The 16,310-nt window shown below is 67.0% G+C and carries 23 protein-coding genes; 22 read left to right on the top strand and 1 reads right to left on the bottom strand.

Features of this window, described 5'->3' with window-relative positions:
- Nucleotides 1–42: 42 nt before the first annotated feature.
- Complete coding sequence (locus tag WDV06_RS20345; protein ID WP_395511204.1) at nt 43–2,520, bottom strand: YfhO family protein; 2,478 nt, start codon at nt 2,518–2,520, stop codon at nt 43–45.
- Between the two features lie 401 nt (nt 2,521–2,921).
- On the opposite strand from WDV06_RS20345, the gene rpsL reads away from it, so the two are divergent.
- The 22 genes from rpsL to rplR all read left to right on the top strand — a co-directional run bounded on the left by rpsL (nt 2,922) and on the right by rplR (nt 16,306).
- Nucleotides 2,922–3,293 carry a 30S ribosomal protein S12 gene (gene rpsL / locus WDV06_RS20350; protein ID WP_007265893.1) on the top strand — a complete coding sequence of 124 codons (372 nt, stop codon included), beginning with the start codon at nt 2,922–2,924 and terminating at the stop codon, nt 3,291–3,293.
- A gap of 2 nt (nt 3,294–3,295) precedes the next feature.
- Nucleotides 3,296–3,766 carry a 30S ribosomal protein S7 gene (gene rpsG / locus WDV06_RS20355; protein WP_007265894.1) on the top strand — a complete coding sequence of 157 codons (471 nt, stop codon included), beginning with the start codon at nt 3,296–3,298 and terminating at the stop codon, nt 3,764–3,766.
- A 39-nt stretch (nt 3,767–3,805) separates the two neighbouring features.
- Complete coding sequence (gene fusA, locus WDV06_RS20360) at nt 3,806–5,938, top strand: elongation factor G (protein ID WP_045945283.1); 2,133 nt, start codon at nt 3,806–3,808, stop codon at nt 5,936–5,938.
- A 152-nt stretch (nt 5,939–6,090) separates the two neighbouring features.
- Complete coding sequence (gene tuf, locus WDV06_RS20365) at nt 6,091–7,284, top strand: elongation factor Tu (RefSeq protein ID WP_395511205.1); 1,194 nt, start codon at nt 6,091–6,093, stop codon at nt 7,282–7,284.
- Nucleotides 7,285–7,938: 654 nt separating this feature from the next.
- Complete coding sequence (rpsJ, locus tag WDV06_RS20370) at nt 7,939–8,247, top strand: 30S ribosomal protein S10 (RefSeq protein ID WP_003948644.1); 309 nt, start codon at nt 7,939–7,941, stop codon at nt 8,245–8,247.
- Nucleotides 8,248–8,261: 14 nt separating this feature from the next.
- Nucleotides 8,262–8,906 (top strand): 50S ribosomal protein L3, encoded by a 645-nt coding sequence (gene rplC / locus WDV06_RS20375; protein ID WP_042812328.1) that lies wholly within the window; start codon nt 8,262–8,264, stop codon nt 8,904–8,906.
- 4 nt (nt 8,907–8,910) lie between these two features.
- Nucleotides 8,911–9,561 carry a 50S ribosomal protein L4 gene (rplD, locus tag WDV06_RS20380; RefSeq protein ID WP_042812330.1) on the top strand — a complete coding sequence of 217 codons (651 nt, stop codon included), beginning with the start codon at nt 8,911–8,913 and terminating at the stop codon, nt 9,559–9,561.
- Nucleotides 9,561–9,884 (top strand): 50S ribosomal protein L23, encoded by a 324-nt coding sequence (gene rplW / locus WDV06_RS20385; RefSeq protein ID WP_007265901.1) that lies wholly within the window; start codon nt 9,561–9,563, stop codon nt 9,882–9,884. The genes rplD and rplW overlap by 1 nt, the downstream gene beginning before the upstream one ends.
- A gap of 39 nt (nt 9,885–9,923) precedes the next feature.
- A complete protein-coding gene (gene rplB / locus WDV06_RS20390) occupies nt 9,924–10,760 on the top strand; it encodes a 50S ribosomal protein L2 (RefSeq protein WP_045945287.1) in 837 nt (278 codons plus the stop codon).
- Nucleotides 10,761–10,772: 12 nt separating this feature from the next.
- A complete protein-coding gene (rpsS, locus tag WDV06_RS20395; protein ID WP_249767356.1) occupies nt 10,773–11,054 on the top strand; it encodes a 30S ribosomal protein S19 in 282 nt (93 codons plus the stop codon).
- A gap of 43 nt (nt 11,055–11,097) precedes the next feature.
- Complete coding sequence (gene rplV, locus WDV06_RS20400; RefSeq protein WP_007265904.1) at nt 11,098–11,445, top strand: 50S ribosomal protein L22; 348 nt, start codon at nt 11,098–11,100, stop codon at nt 11,443–11,445.
- Nucleotides 11,445–12,284, top strand: a complete 840-nt coding sequence (gene rpsC, locus WDV06_RS20405; RefSeq protein WP_007265905.1) for a 30S ribosomal protein S3 — start codon at nt 11,445–11,447, stop codon at nt 12,282–12,284. The genes rplV and rpsC overlap by 1 nt, the downstream gene beginning before the upstream one ends.
- A 5-nt stretch (nt 12,285–12,289) precedes the next feature.
- On the top strand, nt 12,290–12,709 hold the full coding sequence (gene rplP / locus WDV06_RS20410; protein WP_007265906.1) for a 50S ribosomal protein L16: 420 nt from the start codon (nt 12,290–12,292) through the stop codon (nt 12,707–12,709).
- Nucleotides 12,709–12,933 carry a 50S ribosomal protein L29 gene (rpmC, locus tag WDV06_RS20415; RefSeq protein ID WP_007265907.1) on the top strand — a complete coding sequence of 75 codons (225 nt, stop codon included), beginning with the start codon at nt 12,709–12,711 and terminating at the stop codon, nt 12,931–12,933. Before rplP ends, rpmC begins: the two co-directional genes overlap by 1 nt.
- The gene (rpsQ, locus tag WDV06_RS20420) at nt 12,933–13,214 is read left to right on the top strand and encodes a 30S ribosomal protein S17 (RefSeq protein WP_030008467.1); all 282 of its coding nucleotides are present in this window, start codon (nt 12,933–12,935) and stop codon (nt 13,212–13,214) included. Before rpmC ends, rpsQ begins: the two co-directional genes overlap by 1 nt.
- 100 nt (nt 13,215–13,314) lie before the next feature.
- Nucleotides 13,315–13,683, top strand: coding sequence for a 50S ribosomal protein L14 (rplN, locus tag WDV06_RS20425; RefSeq protein WP_003956455.1), 369 nt, complete (start codon nt 13,315–13,317; stop codon nt 13,681–13,683).
- Between the two features lie 2 nt (nt 13,684–13,685).
- On the top strand, nt 13,686–13,997 hold the full coding sequence (gene rplX, locus WDV06_RS20430) for a 50S ribosomal protein L24 (RefSeq protein WP_042812332.1): 312 nt from the start codon (nt 13,686–13,688) through the stop codon (nt 13,995–13,997).
- Nucleotides 13,997–14,548 (top strand): 50S ribosomal protein L5, encoded by a 552-nt coding sequence (gene rplE / locus WDV06_RS20435; RefSeq protein ID WP_042812334.1) that lies wholly within the window; start codon nt 13,997–13,999, stop codon nt 14,546–14,548. Before rplX ends, rplE begins: the two co-directional genes overlap by 1 nt.
- A gap of 5 nt (nt 14,549–14,553) precedes the next feature.
- Complete coding sequence (locus tag WDV06_RS20440; protein ID WP_003956452.1) at nt 14,554–14,739, top strand: type Z 30S ribosomal protein S14; 186 nt, start codon at nt 14,554–14,556, stop codon at nt 14,737–14,739.
- 220 nt (nt 14,740–14,959) lie between these two features.
- The gene (gene rpsH / locus WDV06_RS20445; RefSeq protein ID WP_079429302.1) at nt 14,960–15,358 is read left to right on the top strand and encodes a 30S ribosomal protein S8; all 399 of its coding nucleotides are present in this window, start codon (nt 14,960–14,962) and stop codon (nt 15,356–15,358) included.
- A 20-nt stretch (nt 15,359–15,378) separates the two neighbouring features.
- The gene (gene rplF, locus WDV06_RS20450; RefSeq protein WP_042812337.1) at nt 15,379–15,918 is read left to right on the top strand and encodes a 50S ribosomal protein L6; all 540 of its coding nucleotides are present in this window, start codon (nt 15,379–15,381) and stop codon (nt 15,916–15,918) included.
- A 4-nt stretch (nt 15,919–15,922) separates the two neighbouring features.
- A complete protein-coding gene (gene rplR / locus WDV06_RS20455) occupies nt 15,923–16,306 on the top strand; it encodes a 50S ribosomal protein L18 (RefSeq protein ID WP_042812338.1) in 384 nt (127 codons plus the stop codon).
- The last annotated feature ends 4 nt before the right edge of the window (nt 16,307–16,310 follow it).

Consider the following 16,310-nt stretch of genomic DNA (forward strand, 5'->3'; position numbering starts at 1 on the left):
AAACGGCGGGATTGGCACCCGGACGACGGGTCCCTCCGGCGGTCATGCGCGCTCGCGCCGGCGGCGGACGTAGCCGGCTGTCGTGACCGAGGTCAGGGTCAGGAGGGCCAGGGTGGCTGCTGCCAGGCCTGGGGTCAGGCCCTTGGGGGTGTAGGTGCAGGAGAGGTGGCGGGTGCCCGGGGTGAGGGGGAGGGCCAGGAGGCCGTGGAAGTCCGTCGTGGGGGCCGAGCACTGCCAGCCGGGGATGTCCGTCATCGCGAAGACGGCCGTGCCGGTGGCGGTCGTCGGGAGGGTGGCCTCGATGGTGTGGCCGCCGATGTGGACCGCGGTGGCGCCCGTCGTGGTGAGGTCCCGGACGCGGGTGTCCAGGGCCGTGCGGTTCAGGCAGCCGATCGGGTTCGGGCCGGCCGTGGCGTTTTCGGTGCGGGTCTCGACCGTCGCGGTGACCGTGCCGGACGCGGGGACCGGGCCCAGGGGCACGACCCCGGTCATGCGGTCCTCCAGGGGGAGGGAGCGGTCGCCGTCGGTGCGGAGGGTGCCGTAGAGCTCGGGGGAGTACCAGTAGGCCTCCGAGCCCGGGGTGCAGGTGGCCGTGTACGTCTGGGAGGTCTGCGAGCCGGCACGGGTGGTCGCGGGGACCTCGTAGACCGTGGCGCCCAGGACCGTCTCCTGGCGGGCGTAGACGCTCGCCGCCGGGTTGGGGGAGGTGTACGGGGTGGTGGGGCGGACCGTGACCAGGGGAGGGGCCGGCTGCTTCGTCGCCGTCCAGGTCCCGGCGGCCGTGCCCGGGCGGACGCGGGCGCCGATGGAGAAGATCGCGTCGAGGACCGGGTTGTCGGCGCCGAAGAAGGTGCGGCCGTCGTTCTTGTAGCCGTATCCCAGGGGCTCCAGCGCCCGGTACGTGGCCTCCGGGAGGTAGCTGCTGTAGTACTGCGGGCCTTCGGCCCGGAGGGCCAGGGCGTCGTTGTACGAGGTTTGGGGCGCGCCGGAATCCGTCCGGTACGCGGGCCAGCCGTCCACCTTCCGGACCGCTTCGTAGTGGTTCGTGATCGAGCGGTTGGAGGTCGGGGCGGGCGCCGCCCAGCGTTCGCGGGAGCGGCGGGCGTCCGCGTTCGCCGCCGCGACCGTGGATTCGGCGAAGACCACGCCGATCATGAGCAGTGCGGCGAGCGGGAGGAGGGCCCGGTGCTTTCCGGAGAGGGAGAGCAGCGTCAGGGCCAGGAGGGAGAGGGCGCCGCCGGCCAGGACCGCGGGCCAGGTCCAGCCGCCGAAGTCGTTCGTGTGGCGCAGGACGAAGGTGGCGACGACGAGCAGGCCGGCCGCCAGGGCCAGGTGGAGGGGGCGGGGGCGGTGGGCCAGGGCCAGCCAGGCCAGGACCACGACCATGCCGCTGAACACGAAGGTCTCGCGGTAGGGGTTGCCGTTCGGGACGGCCAGGCCGTGCCAGACGTACTGGGTCGGGGGGAACTGGAAGGAGAGCAGGACGAGGAGCGTCGCCGCGCCCCAGACCAGGCGGGTGCGGGCGGCGATGCGGCTGTCGAGGAGGAAGCTCCCCGCCAGGATCAGGCCCAGCGAGGCCACGTACAGACGCGGCCGGCCGCCCCACAGGTGGGTGGCCGGGAGCATGCCGGCCAGGAAGACGTCGATGCGCACCGGGTCGAAGGCCGCGGCCTTCGTCGGCTGCGAGGCGCCGCTGGAGAGGAAGGAAGGCAGGAGGAGGGGGAGGGTGAGGAGGATGCCCGTCGCGGCGGCGGTGGCCGCCCGCCACAGCGCCCGCATCCGCTGCGCCCCCGTCATCTCCAGGGTCAGCAGGCGGACGGCCAGCAGCACGCAGGCGGCCATCGTGGCCATCATCGCCGTGTAGAAGTTGCCGTACCAGGCGAGGGCGACCAGGAGGGCGGCCCCCGGCCAGCGGCGGCCCTCCAGGCACCATTCGACGGCGATGCCGAGGAGGGGGAGGGCGACCAGGCCCCACAGCCACATCGGAATGTACGAGGCGTCGCTCAGCGCCCACCCGCACAGGCCGTAGCAGGCGCCGAGGACCCCGCGCTGCCACCACGGGCCGGCCTGGAGCCTGCCCAGGTAGACCGTCATCAGGGCGGCGGCCGCGCCCATCGTCACCGGGGTGATCAGGAAGACGGCCAGGTCGACGTGGGCGCGCGGGACGAGCACGGCCAGCCAGGAGAACGGGTTGCCGAGGTAGGTGTAGTAGTCGGACAGGAACTGCTGTCCGAAGCCCCCGCGCCAGCTGAACACGACGTCGCCGGCGGCCTGGCCGTGCACCAGGTCCCACAGGGCGCGGTGGAACGGCACGTACTGGTTGGCCTGGTCGTTGACGGCCCGGCCCGTGTTGCCGAACGGGAAGCTGCCGCGGGCCGCCCAGGCGGCGCAGAAGGCGCCCGAGGTGACGAGGAAGGCGAGCAGGGGCCCGTACAGGCGCGAGAGGGCGGCGCGCCGCCGTGGCACGGCGCCGGAGGGCGGGGATCCGGCCGTCGTCGGCTCCGAGGTGACCGTCCCCAATGTCCTGCTCCTGGCGCTCGTACGTTTTTGAACTGACTCGCGGGATTCGCTGGGCAGTGTAGTTCGCCCGCCCTACCACGCCGGTGTGGCCTGCGCGCGGCCGCCCCGGCTCGGGAGGGCCACACCCAAGGGGCGTCTGAGCTGCGCGGCCGCGCGGGCGGTGGCGGCGGGGCCTATGTTTTGACCGGAGTGGATGCGGTGGGTACGCTCAGACCTTGTGCCTGGGGTGTGCCTGGGCTCCTGTGCGTGTCCATCAACCGCACGGCGAGCCGCATCGGCCACCGAGATTCATGCGTCTCCACGCTTGCGAGGAGCTCCGCCGGATCCGACACACCCGACCGCGTGGGTCGGAAAAGTTCCAGGTTAGCTTCACTACACGGCACACAGAAACCGGAGAAGTAGTGCCTACGATCCAGCAGCTGGTCCGGAAGGGCCGGCAGGACAAGGTCGAGAAGACGAAGACCCCCGCGCTTGAGGCTTCGCCCCAGCGTCGTGGTGTCTGCACGCGTGTGTTCACGACCACCCCGAAGAAGCCGAACTCGGCGCTCCGTAAGGTCGCGCGTGTGCGTCTGACCTCCGGCATCGAGGTCACCGCTTACATTCCGGGTGAGGGTCACAACCTGCAGGAGCACTCGATCGTGCTCGTGCGTGGTGGCCGTGTGAAGGACCTGCCGGGTGTTCGTTACAAGATCATCCGCGGTGCGCTTGACACCCAGGCTGTCAAGAACCGCAAGCAGGCCCGCAGCCGCTACGGCGCCAAGAAGGAGAAGTAAGAATGCCTCGTAAGGGCCCCGCCCCGAAGCGCCCGGTCATCATCGACCCGGTCTACGCCTCTCCTCTGGTGACGTCGCTCATCAACAAGATCCTCCTGAACGGCAAGCGCTCCACCGCCGAGCGCATCGTTTACGGCGCCATGGAAGGCCTCCGCGAGAAGACCGGCAACGACCCGGTCATCACGCTGAAGCGCGCGCTGGAGAACGTCAAGCCGTCGCTTGAGGTCAAGTCCCGCCGCGTCGGTGGCGCGACCTACCAGGTTCCCGTCGAGGTCAAGCCGGGTCGCCAGTCGACCCTGGCCCTCCGCTGGCTCGTGGGTTACTCCCGCGCCCGCCGCGAGAAGACCATGACCGAGCGCCTGATGAACGAGCTTCTCGACGCCTCGAACGGCCTCGGTGCGGCCGTCAAGAAGCGCGAGGACACGCACAAGATGGCCGAGTCCAACAAGGCCTTCGCGCACTACCGCTGGTAGTCGCAACCCACATCGAGACCGAGAGAAGACTGAAGCCTTATGGCTACCACTTCGCTTGACCTGGCCAAGGTGCGCAACATCGGCATCATGGCCCACATCGACGCGGGCAAGACGACCACCACCGAGCGCATCCTGTTCTACACCGGTGTGTCGTACAAGATCGGTGAGGTCCACGACGGCGCCGCGACGATGGACTGGATGGAGCAGGAGCAGGAGCGTGGTATCACCATCACGTCTGCCGCTACCACCTGCCACTGGCCGCTCGAAGATGTCGACCACACCATCAACATCATCGACACCCCGGGTCACGTCGACTTCACCGTCGAGGTGGAGCGTTCGCTCCGCGTCCTCGACGGCGCCGTCACCGTGTTCGACGGTGTGGCCGGCGTCGAGCCCCAGTCCGAGACCGTTTGGCGTCAGGCGGACCGCTACGGCGTCCCGCGCATCTGCTTCGTCAACAAGCTCGACCGTACGGGCGCCGAGTTCATGCGCTGCGTCGACATGATCAAGGACCGCCTCGGCGCGGTTCCGATCGTCATGCAGCTGCCGATCGGCTCCGAGGCGGACTTCAAGGGCGTCGTCGACCTCGTCCGCATGAAGGCCCTCGTGTGGTCCGCCGAGGCCACCAAGGGCGAGATGTACGACGTCGTCGACATCCCGGCCTCGCACACCGAGCTGGCCGAGGAGTGGCGCGCCACCCTCGTCGAGCAGGTCGCCGAGAACGACGAAGAGATGATGGAGCTGTTCCTGGAGGGCACCGAGCCCACCGAAGAGCAGCTGCACGCGGCCGTGCGCCGCATCATCCTCGGCTCCGGCAAGGGCAAGGGCGAGCCCACGATCACCGCGGTCTTCTGCGGTACGGCGTTCAAGAACAAGGGCGTCCAGCCCCTGCTCGACGCCGTCGTGCGCTACCTCCCGTCGCCGCTCGACATCGAGGCCATCGAGGGCCACGACGTCAAGGACGCCGAGGTCGTCGTGAAGCGCAAGCCGTCGGACGAGGAGCCCCTCGCCGCCCTCGCGTTCAAGATCATGAGCGACCCGCACCTCGGCAAGCTCACCTTCGTCCGGGTTTACTCGGGCCGCCTGGAGGCCGGCACCGCGGTGCTGAACTCCGTCAAGGGCAAGAAGGAGCGCATCGGCAAGATCTACCGCATGCACGCGAACAAGCGTGAGGAGATCGACGCGGTGGGCGCCGGCGACATCGTCGCCGTCATGGGCCTGAAGCAGACCACCACCGGTGAGACGCTGTGCGACGAGAAGGCGCCCGTGATCCTGGAGTCCATGGACTTCCCGGCTCCGGTCATCCAGGTCGCCATCGAGCCCGCCTCCAAGGGCGACCAGGAGAAGCTGGGTGTCGCCATCCAGCGCCTCGCGGAAGAGGACCCGTCGTTCCACGTCCACTCGGACGAGGAGACCGGCCAGACCATCCTCGGCGGTATGGGCGAGCTGCACCTTGAGGTGCTGGTCGACCGTATGAAGCGCGAGTTCAAGGTCGTCGCCAACGTCGGCAAGCCGCAGGTCGCGTACCGTGAGACGATCCGCAAGGCCGTCGAGCGTCACGACTACACCCACAAGAAGCAGACCGGTGGTACCGGTCAGTTCGCCAAGGTGCAGATCGCGATCGAGCCGATCACGGACGCCGATGGTCCGGCGTACGAGTTCGTGAACAAGGTCACCGGTGGCCGCGTGCCGAAGGAGTACATCCCTTCGGTCGACGCCGGTGCGCAGGAGGCCATGCAGTTCGGCATCCTGGCCGGCTACGAGATGACGGGCGTCCGCGTCACGCTTCTCGACGGTGGCTACCACGAGGTCGACTCCTCCGAGCTCGCCTTCAAGATCGCCGGTTCGCAGGCCTTCAAGGAGGCCGCGCGCAAGGCTTCTCCCGTGCTCCTTGAGCCGATGATGGCCGTCGAGGTCACCACGCCCGAGGAGTCCATGGGCGACGTCATCGGTGACATCAACTCCCGCCGTGGCCAGATCCAGGCCATGGAGGACCGTCACGGAGCCAAGATCGTCAAGGGCCTCGTGCCGCTTTCGGAGATGTTCGGCTACGTCGGAGACCTCCGCAGCAAGACCTCGGGTCGCGCCAGCTACTCGATGCAGTTCGACTCCTACGCCGAGGTTCCCCGGAACGTCGCTGAGGAGATCATCGCGAAGGCCAAGGGCGAGTAACTCTTCCGAGTACACGCTTTAGGCTTGCCACCGGAGCCTCTGGGGCAACAGGAGCAACCCTCCCGTTGCCCCGGGGGAACCGGCTATCCAGCAAAGATCACCTGGCGCCGACGATCATCAAGGCGTACAGAACCACTCTCAGGAGGACCCCCGTGGCGAAGGCGAAGTTCGAGCGGACTAAGCCGCACGTCAACATCGGCACCATCGGTCACATTGACCACGGTAAGACGACCCTCACGGCCGCCATTACCAAGGTGCTGCACGACAAGTACCCGGACCTGAACGCGGCGTCGGCGTTCGACCAGATCGACAAGGCTCCTGAGGAGCGCCAGCGCGGTATCACCATCTCCATCGCGCACGTCGAGTACCAGACCGAGGCGCGTCACTACGCCCACGTCGACTGCCCGGGTCACGCGGACTACATCAAGAACATGATCACCGGTGCCGCGCAGATGGACGGCGCCATCCTCGTGGTCGCCGCCACCGACGGCCCGATGCCGCAGACCAAGGAGCACGTGCTCCTGGCCCGCCAGGTCGGCGTTCCGTACATCGTCGTCGCCCTGAACAAGGCCGACATGGTGGACGACGAGGAGATCCTGGAGCTCGTCGAGCTCGAGGTCCGTGAGCTGCTCTCCGAGTACGACTTCCCGGGCGACGACCTGCCGGTCGTCCAGGTCTCCGCGCTGAAGGCGCTTGAGGGCGACAAGGAGTGGGGTGACAAGCTCCTCGGCCTGATGGACGCCGTGGACGCCGCGATCCCGACCCCGCCGCGTGACACCGACAAGCCGTTCCTGATGCCCGTCGAGGACGTCTTCACGATCACCGGTCGTGGCACCGTCGTCACCGGCCGCATCGAGCGTGGTGTCCTGAAGGTCAACGAGACCGTTGACATCATCGGCATCAAGCAGGAGAAGACCACCACCACGGTCACCGGCATCGAGATGTTCCGCAAGCTGCTCGACGAGGGCCAGGCCGGTGAGAACGTCGGTCTGCTCCTCCGTGGCATCAAGCGCGAGGACGTCGAGCGCGGTCAGGTCATCATCAAGCCCGGTTCGGTCACGCCGCACACCGAGTTCGAGGCCGCCGCGTACATCCTGTCGAAGGACGAGGGTGGCCGTCACACCCCGTTCTTCAACAACTACCGCCCGCAGTTCTACTTCCGTACCACGGACGTGACCGGCGTCGTGACCCTCCCCGAGGGCACCGAGATGGTCATGCCGGGCGACAACACCGACATGTCCGTCCAGCTGATCCAGCCGGTCGCCATGGAGGAGGGCCTGAAGTTCGCCATCCGTGAGGGTGGCCGTACGGTCGGCGCCGGCCAGGTCACCAAGATCACGAAGTAATTCGTGTTCTGACCTGGTAGCTCGCACCAGCGGGCACCATGTTTGACGGAAGGGCCCCTTCCCCACCGCTCCGGCGGCGGGGAAGGGGCCCTTCCGCGTACGGGGGGCGCCTCGGGGGGCCACGTGGCGGTGCCGCGGGCCGGGAGGACGGCGAGGGGCCGGTGGCGGGCCGGGAGAGGTCCCTCTGGCCTGGGAGAACTCCGGCGCGCCGAGGGGGCCCGCGGTTTGACGTGATCGCCCGGAGGGGTATTCTCTTCGGCCCGATTGGCCAGGTACGTGTCTCGTATGGCAGACTACTCAAGTTGCTCGGCTGTGTGCCGATGCTGCGCGCCTCCCGCCGGGAGGACCGGAAGCGAGTCCCACAGTACTCGTCGTCCTTAATCTGCCTCTCGGGGCAGCAATGAGGGCGGACGTACGGGAATCTTCTGGGAAGCGTCTGCACGGTGCGCACCAGGCACTCGGTGGGTGTTTCTCCCCCCGATGCGCGGTCCAGGACCGCACCCCCTTGGATGAGGGAAATCCCGTATGGGAATTTTCTCGGAGGGAGTGCGACACGCCCGACCGCGTGGGTCGGAGGAGAGGCCGCGGAACCCCGTTCCGCAGCCGGCCGGGCGCCAGAGCGTTTCCACATAGAGACAGGACTACGGAGTAGCCATGGCGGGACAGAAGATCCGCATCCGGCTCAAGGCCTACGACCACGAGGTCATCGACTCCTCGGCGAAGAAGATCGTCGAGACGGTGACCCGCACTGGTGCGTCGGTCGCGGGCCCGGTGCCGCTGCCCACTGAGAAGAACGTGTACTGCGTCATCAAGTCGCCGCACAAGTACAAGGACTCGCGCGAGCACTTCGAGATGCGCACGCACAAGCGCCTGATCGACATCCTCGACCCGACGCCCAAGACCGTTGACTCGCTGATGCGCCTGGACCTTCCGGCCGGCGTTGACATCGAGATCAAGCTCTGAGAGGCGTCGAGAAGATGGCTAAGCAGATCAAGGGCGTCCTGGGCGAGAAGCTCGGCATGACCCAGGTCTGGGACGAGAACAACCGTGTCGTCCCGGTGACCGTCGTCAAGGCCGGGCCCTGCGTCGTTACCCAGGTCCGTACCAACGACACCGACGGCTACGAGTCGGTCCAGATCGCCTTCGGCGAGATCGACCCGCGCAAGGTGAACAAGCCCCTCAAGGGCCACTTCGCCAAGGCCGACGTGACCCCGCGCCGCCACCTGGTGGAGCTCCGTACCTCCGACGCCAGCGAGTACACGCTCGGCCAGGAGATCACGGCCGCCGTGTTCGAGTCCGGCGTCAAGGTTGACGTCACGGGCAACAGCAAGGGCAAGGGCTTCGCCGGTGTCATGAAGCGCCACAACTTCCGGGGCCTCGGCGCCGGTCACGGTGTGCAGCGCAAGCACCGCTCCCCCGGTTCGATCGGTGGCTGCGCCACCCCTGGGCGTGTCTTCAAGGGCATGCGCATGGCCGGTCGCATGGGTAACGAGCGCGTCACCACCCAGAACCTGACCATCCACGCGGTTGACGCGGAGAAGGGTCTGCTCCTCATCAAGGGCGCGGTCCCCGGTCCGAACGGCGGCCTCGTCCTGGTCCGTACCGCGGCCAAGGGGGCTTGAGGTAATGAGCACCATTGACATCCTTTCGCCGGCAGGCGACAAGGCCGGTACCGTCGAGCTCCCCGCGGAGATCTTCGACGCGAAGACCAGCGTTCCGCTGATCCACCAGGTCGTCGTCGCCCAGCTGGCCGCTGCCCGTCAGGGCACGCACAAGACCAAGACCCGTGGCGAAGTCCGTGGTGGTGGCAAGAAGCCGTACCGCCAGAAGGGCACCGGCCGCGCCCGTCAGGGTTCGACCCGCGCTCCGCAGTTCGCCGGCGGTGGCGTCGTCCACGGCCCCGTGCCGCGTGACTACTCGCAGCGCACCCCGAAGAAGATGAAGGCCGCCGCTCTCCGCGGTGCCCTCTCGGACCGCGCGCGTCACTCCCGCATCCACGTCGTCACCGGCGTGGTCGAGGGTGCCGCCTCCACCAAGGCCGCCAAGACGCTGTTCGGCAAGATCTCGGAGCGCAAGAACCTGCTCCTGGTCGCCGAGCGCTCTGACGAGCTGGCGTGGCTGTCCGCCCGCAACCTGCCCCAGGTTCACATCCTGGAGCCGGGCCAGCTGAACACGTACGACGTGATCGTCTCTGACGACGTGGTCTTCACCCAGGCTGCGCTGGAGTCCTTCGTGTCTGGCCCCAAGGCCGATGAGACCGAAGGGAACGAGGCCTGATGTCTGAGGCGACCGTTACCAGCAAGACCTTCACCGACCCGCGCGACCTGCTGATCAAGCCGGTCGTCTCGGAGAAGAGCTACGCGCTGCTGGACGAGAACAAGTACACGTTCATCGTCGCGCCCGGCGCCAACAAGACCCAGATCAAGCAGGCCGTCGAGGCGGTCTTCTCGGTCAAGGTCACCGGGGTCAACACGATCAACCGTCAGGGTAAGCGCAAGCGCACCAAGACCGGTTTCGGCAAGCGCGCCAACACCAAGCGCGCCATCGTGACCCTTGCCGAGGGCAACCGTATCGACATCTTCGGCGGCCAGGCCTCCTAACGGAGGTCTAGTCGTCCGGAATCGGACGAGGACTGAGAAATGGGTATCCGCAAGTACAAGCCGACGACCCCGGGCCGTCGTGGCTCCAGCGTCGCCGACTTTGTCGAGATCACGCGGTCCACGCCGGAGAAGTCGCTGGTCCGCCCCCTGCACAGCAAGGGCGGCCGTAACAACACCGGTCGTGTGACCGTTCGCCACCAGGGCGGTGGCCACAAGCGCGCCTACCGCGTGATCGACTTCCGTCGTCACGACAAGGACGGCGTGCCGGCCAAGGTCGCGCACATCGAGTACGACCCCAACCGCACCGCGCGCATCGCGCTGCTGCACTACGCCGACGGCGAGAAGCGCTACATCATCGCGCCGCGCGGTCTGCAGCAGGGTGACCGGATCGAGAACGGCCCGACGGCCGACATCAAGCCGGGCAACAACCTCGCGCTCCGCAACATCCCGGTCGGTACCACCATCCACGCGATCGAGCTCCGCCCCGGTGGCGGCGCCAAGTTCGCGCGTTCGGCCGGTGCCTCCGTGCAGCTGCTCGCGAAGGAGGGCGTGATGGCCCACCTCCGCATGCCGTCCGGTGAGATCCGTCTCGTCGACGCCCGCTGCCGCGCCACGGTCGGCGAGGTCGGCAACGCCGAGCAGTCGAACATCAACTGGGGCAAGGCCGGCCGCATGCGCTGGAAGGGCGTCCGCCCGACCGTCCGCGGTGTCGCGATGAACCCGGTTGACCACCCGCACGGTGGTGGTGAGGGCAAGACCTCCGGTGGTCGCCACCCGGTCTCCCCGTGGGGTCAGAAGGAGGGTCGTACTCGTTCGCCGAAGAAGGCTTCGAACAAGTACATCGTCCGCCGCCGCAAGACGAACAAGAAGCGCTAGGAGCGGGTTTAGATGCCGCGCAGTCTCAAGAAGGGGCCCTTCGTCGACGACCACCTCGTAAAGAAGGTGGACGCCCAGAACGAAGCCGGCACCAAGAACGTCATCAAGACCTGGTCCCGTCGCTCGATGATCATCCCGGCCATGCTGGGTCACACGATCGCGGTGCACAACGGCAAGACCCACGTCCCGGTGTTCGTCACCGAGTCGATGGTCGGCCACAAGCTCGGCGAGTTCTCGCCGACTCGCACCTTCCGCGGCCACGTCAAGGACGACCGGAAGTCGAAGCGCCGCTAATCGCGGGGTGGTTACGACTATGACTAACACCGAAGGGACAACCATGGAAGCCAGGGCCCAGGCGCGGTACATCCGCGTCACGCCCATGAAGGCCCGCCGCGTGGTGGACCTCATCCGTGGCATGGACGCCACGGAGGCTCAGGCGGTCCTGCGTTTCGCCCCGCAGGCCGCGAGCGTGCCGGTCGGCAAGGTGCTGGACAGCGCCATCGCCAACGCCGCGCACAACTACAACCACCCGGACGCCTCCACGCTGGTCATCAGCGAGGCGTACGTGGACGAGGGCCCGACCCTGAAGCGGTTCCGTCCGCGTGCCCAGGGCCGTGCCTACCGGATCCGCAAGCGGACCAGCCACATCACCGTGGTCGTCAGCAGCAAGGAAGGTTCCCGGTAATGGGCCAGAAGGTAAACCCGCACGGGTTCCGACTCGGCATCACCACGGACTTCAAGTCCCGCTGGTACGCCGACAAGCTGTACAAGGACTACGTCAAGGAAGACGTCGCCATCCGTCGGATGATGACGTCCGGCATGGAGCGCGCCGGCATCTCGAAGGTTGAGATCGAGCGCACCCGTGACCGCGTGCGTGTGGACATCCACACCGCCCGTCCCGGCATCGTCATCGGCCGCCGTGGCGCCGAGGCCGACCGCATCCGCGGTGACCTCGAAAAGCTCACGGGCAAGCAGGTCCAGCTGAACATCCTTGAGGTCAAGAACCCCGAGCTCGACGCTCAGCTGGTTGCTCAGGCCGTTGCCGAGCAGCTCTCCTCCCGCGTCTCCTTCCGTCGTGCCATGCGCAAGAGCATGCAGGGCACGATGAAGGCCGGCGCCAAGGGCATCAAGATCCAGTGTGGCGGCCGTCTCGGCGGCGCCGAGATGTCCCGCTCCGAGTTCTACCGCGAGGGTCGTGTGCCGCTGCACACGCTGCGCGCGAACGTGGACTACGGCTTCTTCGAGGCCAAGACCACCTTCGGCCGGATCGGCGTGAAGGTCTGGATCTACAAGGGCGACGTCAAGAACATCGCCGAGGTTCGCGCCGAGAACGCTGCGGCCCGTGCGGGTAACCGCCCGGCCCGTGGTGCCGGCGCTGGCGACCGTCCCGCCGGCCGTGGTGGCCGTGGTGGCGAGCGCGGCGGCCGTGGTGGCCGCAAGCCGCAGCAGGCTGCTGGTGCCGAGGCCCCCAAGGCCGACGCTCCCGCCGCCGCTCCGGCTGAGAGCACCGGAACGGAGGCCTGACCGACATGCTGATCCCTCGTAGGGTCAAGCACCGCAAGCAGCACCACCCGAAGCGCAGCGGTATGGCCAAGGGCGGTACTGAGGTCTCGTTCGGCGAGTACGGCATCCAGGCGCTCACCCCCGCCTACGTGACGAACCGCCAGATCGAGGCGGCTCGTATCGCGATGACCCGCCACATCAAGCGTGGCGGCAAGGTCTGGATCAACATCTACCCGGACCGCCCGCTGACGAAGAAGCCCGCCGAGACCCGCATGGGTTCCGGTAAGGGTTCCCCCGAGTGGTGGATCGCGAACGTGCACCCGGGCCGGGTCATGTTCGAGCTGTCCTACCCGAACGAAAAGATTGCGCGTGAGGCTCTCACTCGTGCGGCCCACAAGCTGCCGATGAAGTGCCGCATCGTCAAGCGCGAGGCAGGTGAGTCGTGATGGCGACGGGAACCAAGGCGTCCGAGCTCCGCGAGCTCGGCAACGAGGAGCTCGTTGCCAAGCTTCGCGAGGCCAAGGAAGAGCTGTTCAAGCTCCGTTTCCAGGCGGCCACCGGTCAGCTGGAGAACAACGGCCGGCTCAAGTCCGTCCGTAAGGACATCGCTCGCATCTACACCCTGATGCACGAGCGTGAGCTCGGTATCGAGACGGTGGAGAACGCCTGATGAGCGAGAACAACGTGACTGAGAAGACCGAGCGCGGCTTCCGCAAGACCCGTGAGGGCCTGGTCGTCAGCGACAAGATGGACAAGACCGTCGTCGTCGCCGTCGAGGACCGCGTCAAGCACGCGCTGTACGGCAAGGTCATCCGCCGTACGAACAAGCTCAAGGCTCACGACGAGCAGAACGCTGCCGGCGTCGGCGACCGCGTCCTCATCATGGAGACGCGTCCGCTGTCGGCGAGCAAGCGCTGGCGCATCGTCGAGATCCTCGAAAAGGCCAAGTAATTAGTCCGAGGGGCCTTCCCTCGGATTCGTTCCGCCAGGCTCGGCCGGGGCCCTCACGCAGGGCCCCGGCCGGGAACCGGCAGACAAACAGGAGATAGACGTGATCCAGCAGGAGTCGCGGCTTCGCGTCGCCGACAACACTGGTGCCAAGGAGATCCTTTGCATCCGTGTTCTCGGTGGCTCGGGCCGCCGCTACGCGGGCATCGGTGACGTCATCGTCGCCACCGTCAAGGACGCGATCCCCGGTGGCAACGTGAAGAAGGGTGACGTCGTCAAGGCGGTCATCGTTCGCACCGTCAAGGAGCGCCGCCGCCAGGACGGCTCGTACATCCGCTTCGACGAGAACGCCGCCGTCATTCTGAAGAACGACGGCGACCCTCGCGGCACCCGTATCTTCGGCCCCGTCGGCCGTGAGCTGCGCGAGAAGAAGTTCATGAAGATCATCTCGCTCGCGCCGGAGGTGCTGTAAGCATGAAGATCAAGAAGGGCGACCTGGTCCAGGTCATCACCGGTAAGGACAAGGGCAAGCAGGGCAAGGTCATCGCGGCCTTCCCGACCGAGTCCCGCGTCCTCGTCGAGGGTGTCAACCGGGTCAAGAAGCACACCAAGGCTGGGCAGAACCAGGCCGGCGGCATCGTGATCACCGAGGCCCCCGTCCACGTTTCCAACGTCCAGCTGGTCGTGGAGAAGGACGGCAAGAAGGTCGTCACCCGCGTCGGTTACCGCTTCGACGACGAGGGCAACAAGATCCGCGTTGCCAAGCGCACGGGTGAGGACATCTGATGGCTACCACTCCGCGTCTGAAGACGAAGTACCGCGAGGAGATCGCGGGCAAGATGCGTGAAGAGTTCTCCTACGAGAACGTCATGCAGATTCCCGGCCTCGTCAAGATCGTCGTGAACATGGGTGTCGGCGACGCCGCCCGTGACTCGAAGCTGATCGACGGCGCCATCCGCGACCTCACCACGATCACCGGTCAGAAGCCGGCCGTCACCAAGGCCCGCAAGTCCATCGCGCAGTTCAAGCTGCGCGAGGGTCAGCCGATCGGTGCGCACGTCACCCTCCGTGGCGACCGCATGTGGGAGTTCCTGGACCGCACCCTGTCGCTCGCGCTGCCGCGCATCCGCGACTTCCGCGGCCTGTCCCCCAAGCAGTTCGACGGCCGTGGCAACTACACCTTCGGTCTCACGGAGCAGGTCATGTTCCACGAGATCGACCAGGACAAGATCGACCGCGTCCGGGGTATGGACATCACCGTGGTGACCACGGCGACCAACGACGCTGAGGGCCGCGCGCTCCTCCGTCACCTCGGCTTCCCGTTCAAGGAGGCGTAAGCGAGATGGCGAAGAAGGCTCTCATCGCGAAGGCTGCCCGCAAGCCCAAGTTCGGTGTGCGTGCGTACACCCGCTGCCAGCGCTGCGGTCGCCCCCACTCCGTGTACCGCAAGTTCGGCCTGTGCCGCGTGTGCCTTCGTGAGATGGCTCACCGTGGCGAGCTGCCGGGCGTGACCAAGAGCTCCTGGTAAATCCCTTCACCCTTTGGGTGTTGAGGTTTTCCAGACGCTCTCGGTAAGCATCTGGGTCGGCGGAGGCCCATCCCCCATGCCGTAGGCTAGTGGGGTTGGGCGTCCGCCGCCCGTCGACTTACTACGCCGTAGGTCCCCGCGCCGCACCCGTCCCGCCCATGTGTGGGGAGAGGGATGGCGCATACAGGAAACCCCGGCGAGAGAGGCCGAAGGCCGATTCATGACCATGACTGACCCGATCGCAGACATGCTGACTCGTCTGCGTAACGCAAACTCGGCGTACCACGACCAGGTCGTGATGCCGCACAGCAAGATCAAGTCGCACATCGCGGAAATCCTCAAGCAGGAGGGTTTCATCACCGGCTGGAAGGTCGAGGACGCCGAGGTCGGTAAGAACCTCGTCCTTGAGCTGAAGTTCGGCCCGAACCGCGAGCGCTCGATCGCCGGCATCAAGCGGATCTCGAAGCCGGGTCTGCGTGTCTACGCGAAGTCCACCAACCTGCCGAAGGTCCTCGGCGGCCTGGGCGTGGCGATCATCTCCACGTCCCACGGTCTCCTGACCGGCCAGCAGGCGCAGAAGAAGGGCGTGGGTGGGGAAGTCCTCGCCTACGTCTGGTAGTCGGGAACGGAGGAAAAGCTATGTCTCGTATCGGCAAGCTCCCCATCCCGGTTCCCGCCGGCGTGGACGTCACCATCGATGGCCGCACGGTCACCGTCAAGGGCTCCAAGGGCTCCCTGACGCACACCGTCGCCGCCCCCATCGAGATCGTTAAGGGCGAGGACGGCGTTCTGAACGTCACCCGTCCGAACGACGAGCGTCAGAACAAGGCCCTCCACGGCCTGTCCCGCACGCTGGTGGCCAACATGATCACCGGTGTGACCACGGGATACACCAAGGCGCTTGAGATCAGCGGTGTCGGTTACCGCGTGGCCGCGAAGGGCTCCGACCTGGAGTTCCAGCTCGGCTACAGCCACCCGATCCTGGTGGAGGCGCCCGAGGGCATCTCCTTCAAGGTCGAGTCTCCGACCAAGTTCTCGGTCGAGGGCATCGACAAGCAGAAGGTCGGCGAGGTCGCGGCGAACATCCGCAAGCTGCGGAAGCCCGACCCGTACAAGGCCAAGGGCGTCAAGTACGCCGGCGAGGTCATCCGCCGCAAGGTCGGAAAGGCTGGTAAGTAAAGCCATGGCATACGGTGTGAAGATCGCCAAGGGCGACGCTTACAAGCGCGCTGCGAAGGCGCGCCGCCACATCCGCATTCGCAAGAACATGTCGGGTACGGCGGAGCGTCCGCGCCTCGTCGTGACGCGTTCGAACCGCGGCATCACCGCTCAGGTGATCGACGACCTCAAGGGTCACACCCTGGCGTCGGCGTCCCACCTGGACGCGTCGGTCCGTGGTGGCGAGGGCGACAAGTCCGCGCAGGCCAAGCAGGTCGGCGCCCTGGTCGCCGAGCGCGCCAAGGCTGCCGGTGTCGAGGCCGTCGTGTTCGACCGTGGTGGCAACCGATACGCCGGGCGCATTGCCGCTCTGGCTGACGCCGCCCGCGAAGCCGGGCTGAAGTTCTAAGCCC

It is taken from the genome of Streptomyces racemochromogenes (genome assembly GCF_044129415.1).
In the GTDB taxonomy this organism is placed as follows: domain Bacteria; phylum Actinomycetota; class Actinomycetes; order Streptomycetales; family Streptomycetaceae; genus Streptomyces; species Streptomyces racemochromogenes_A.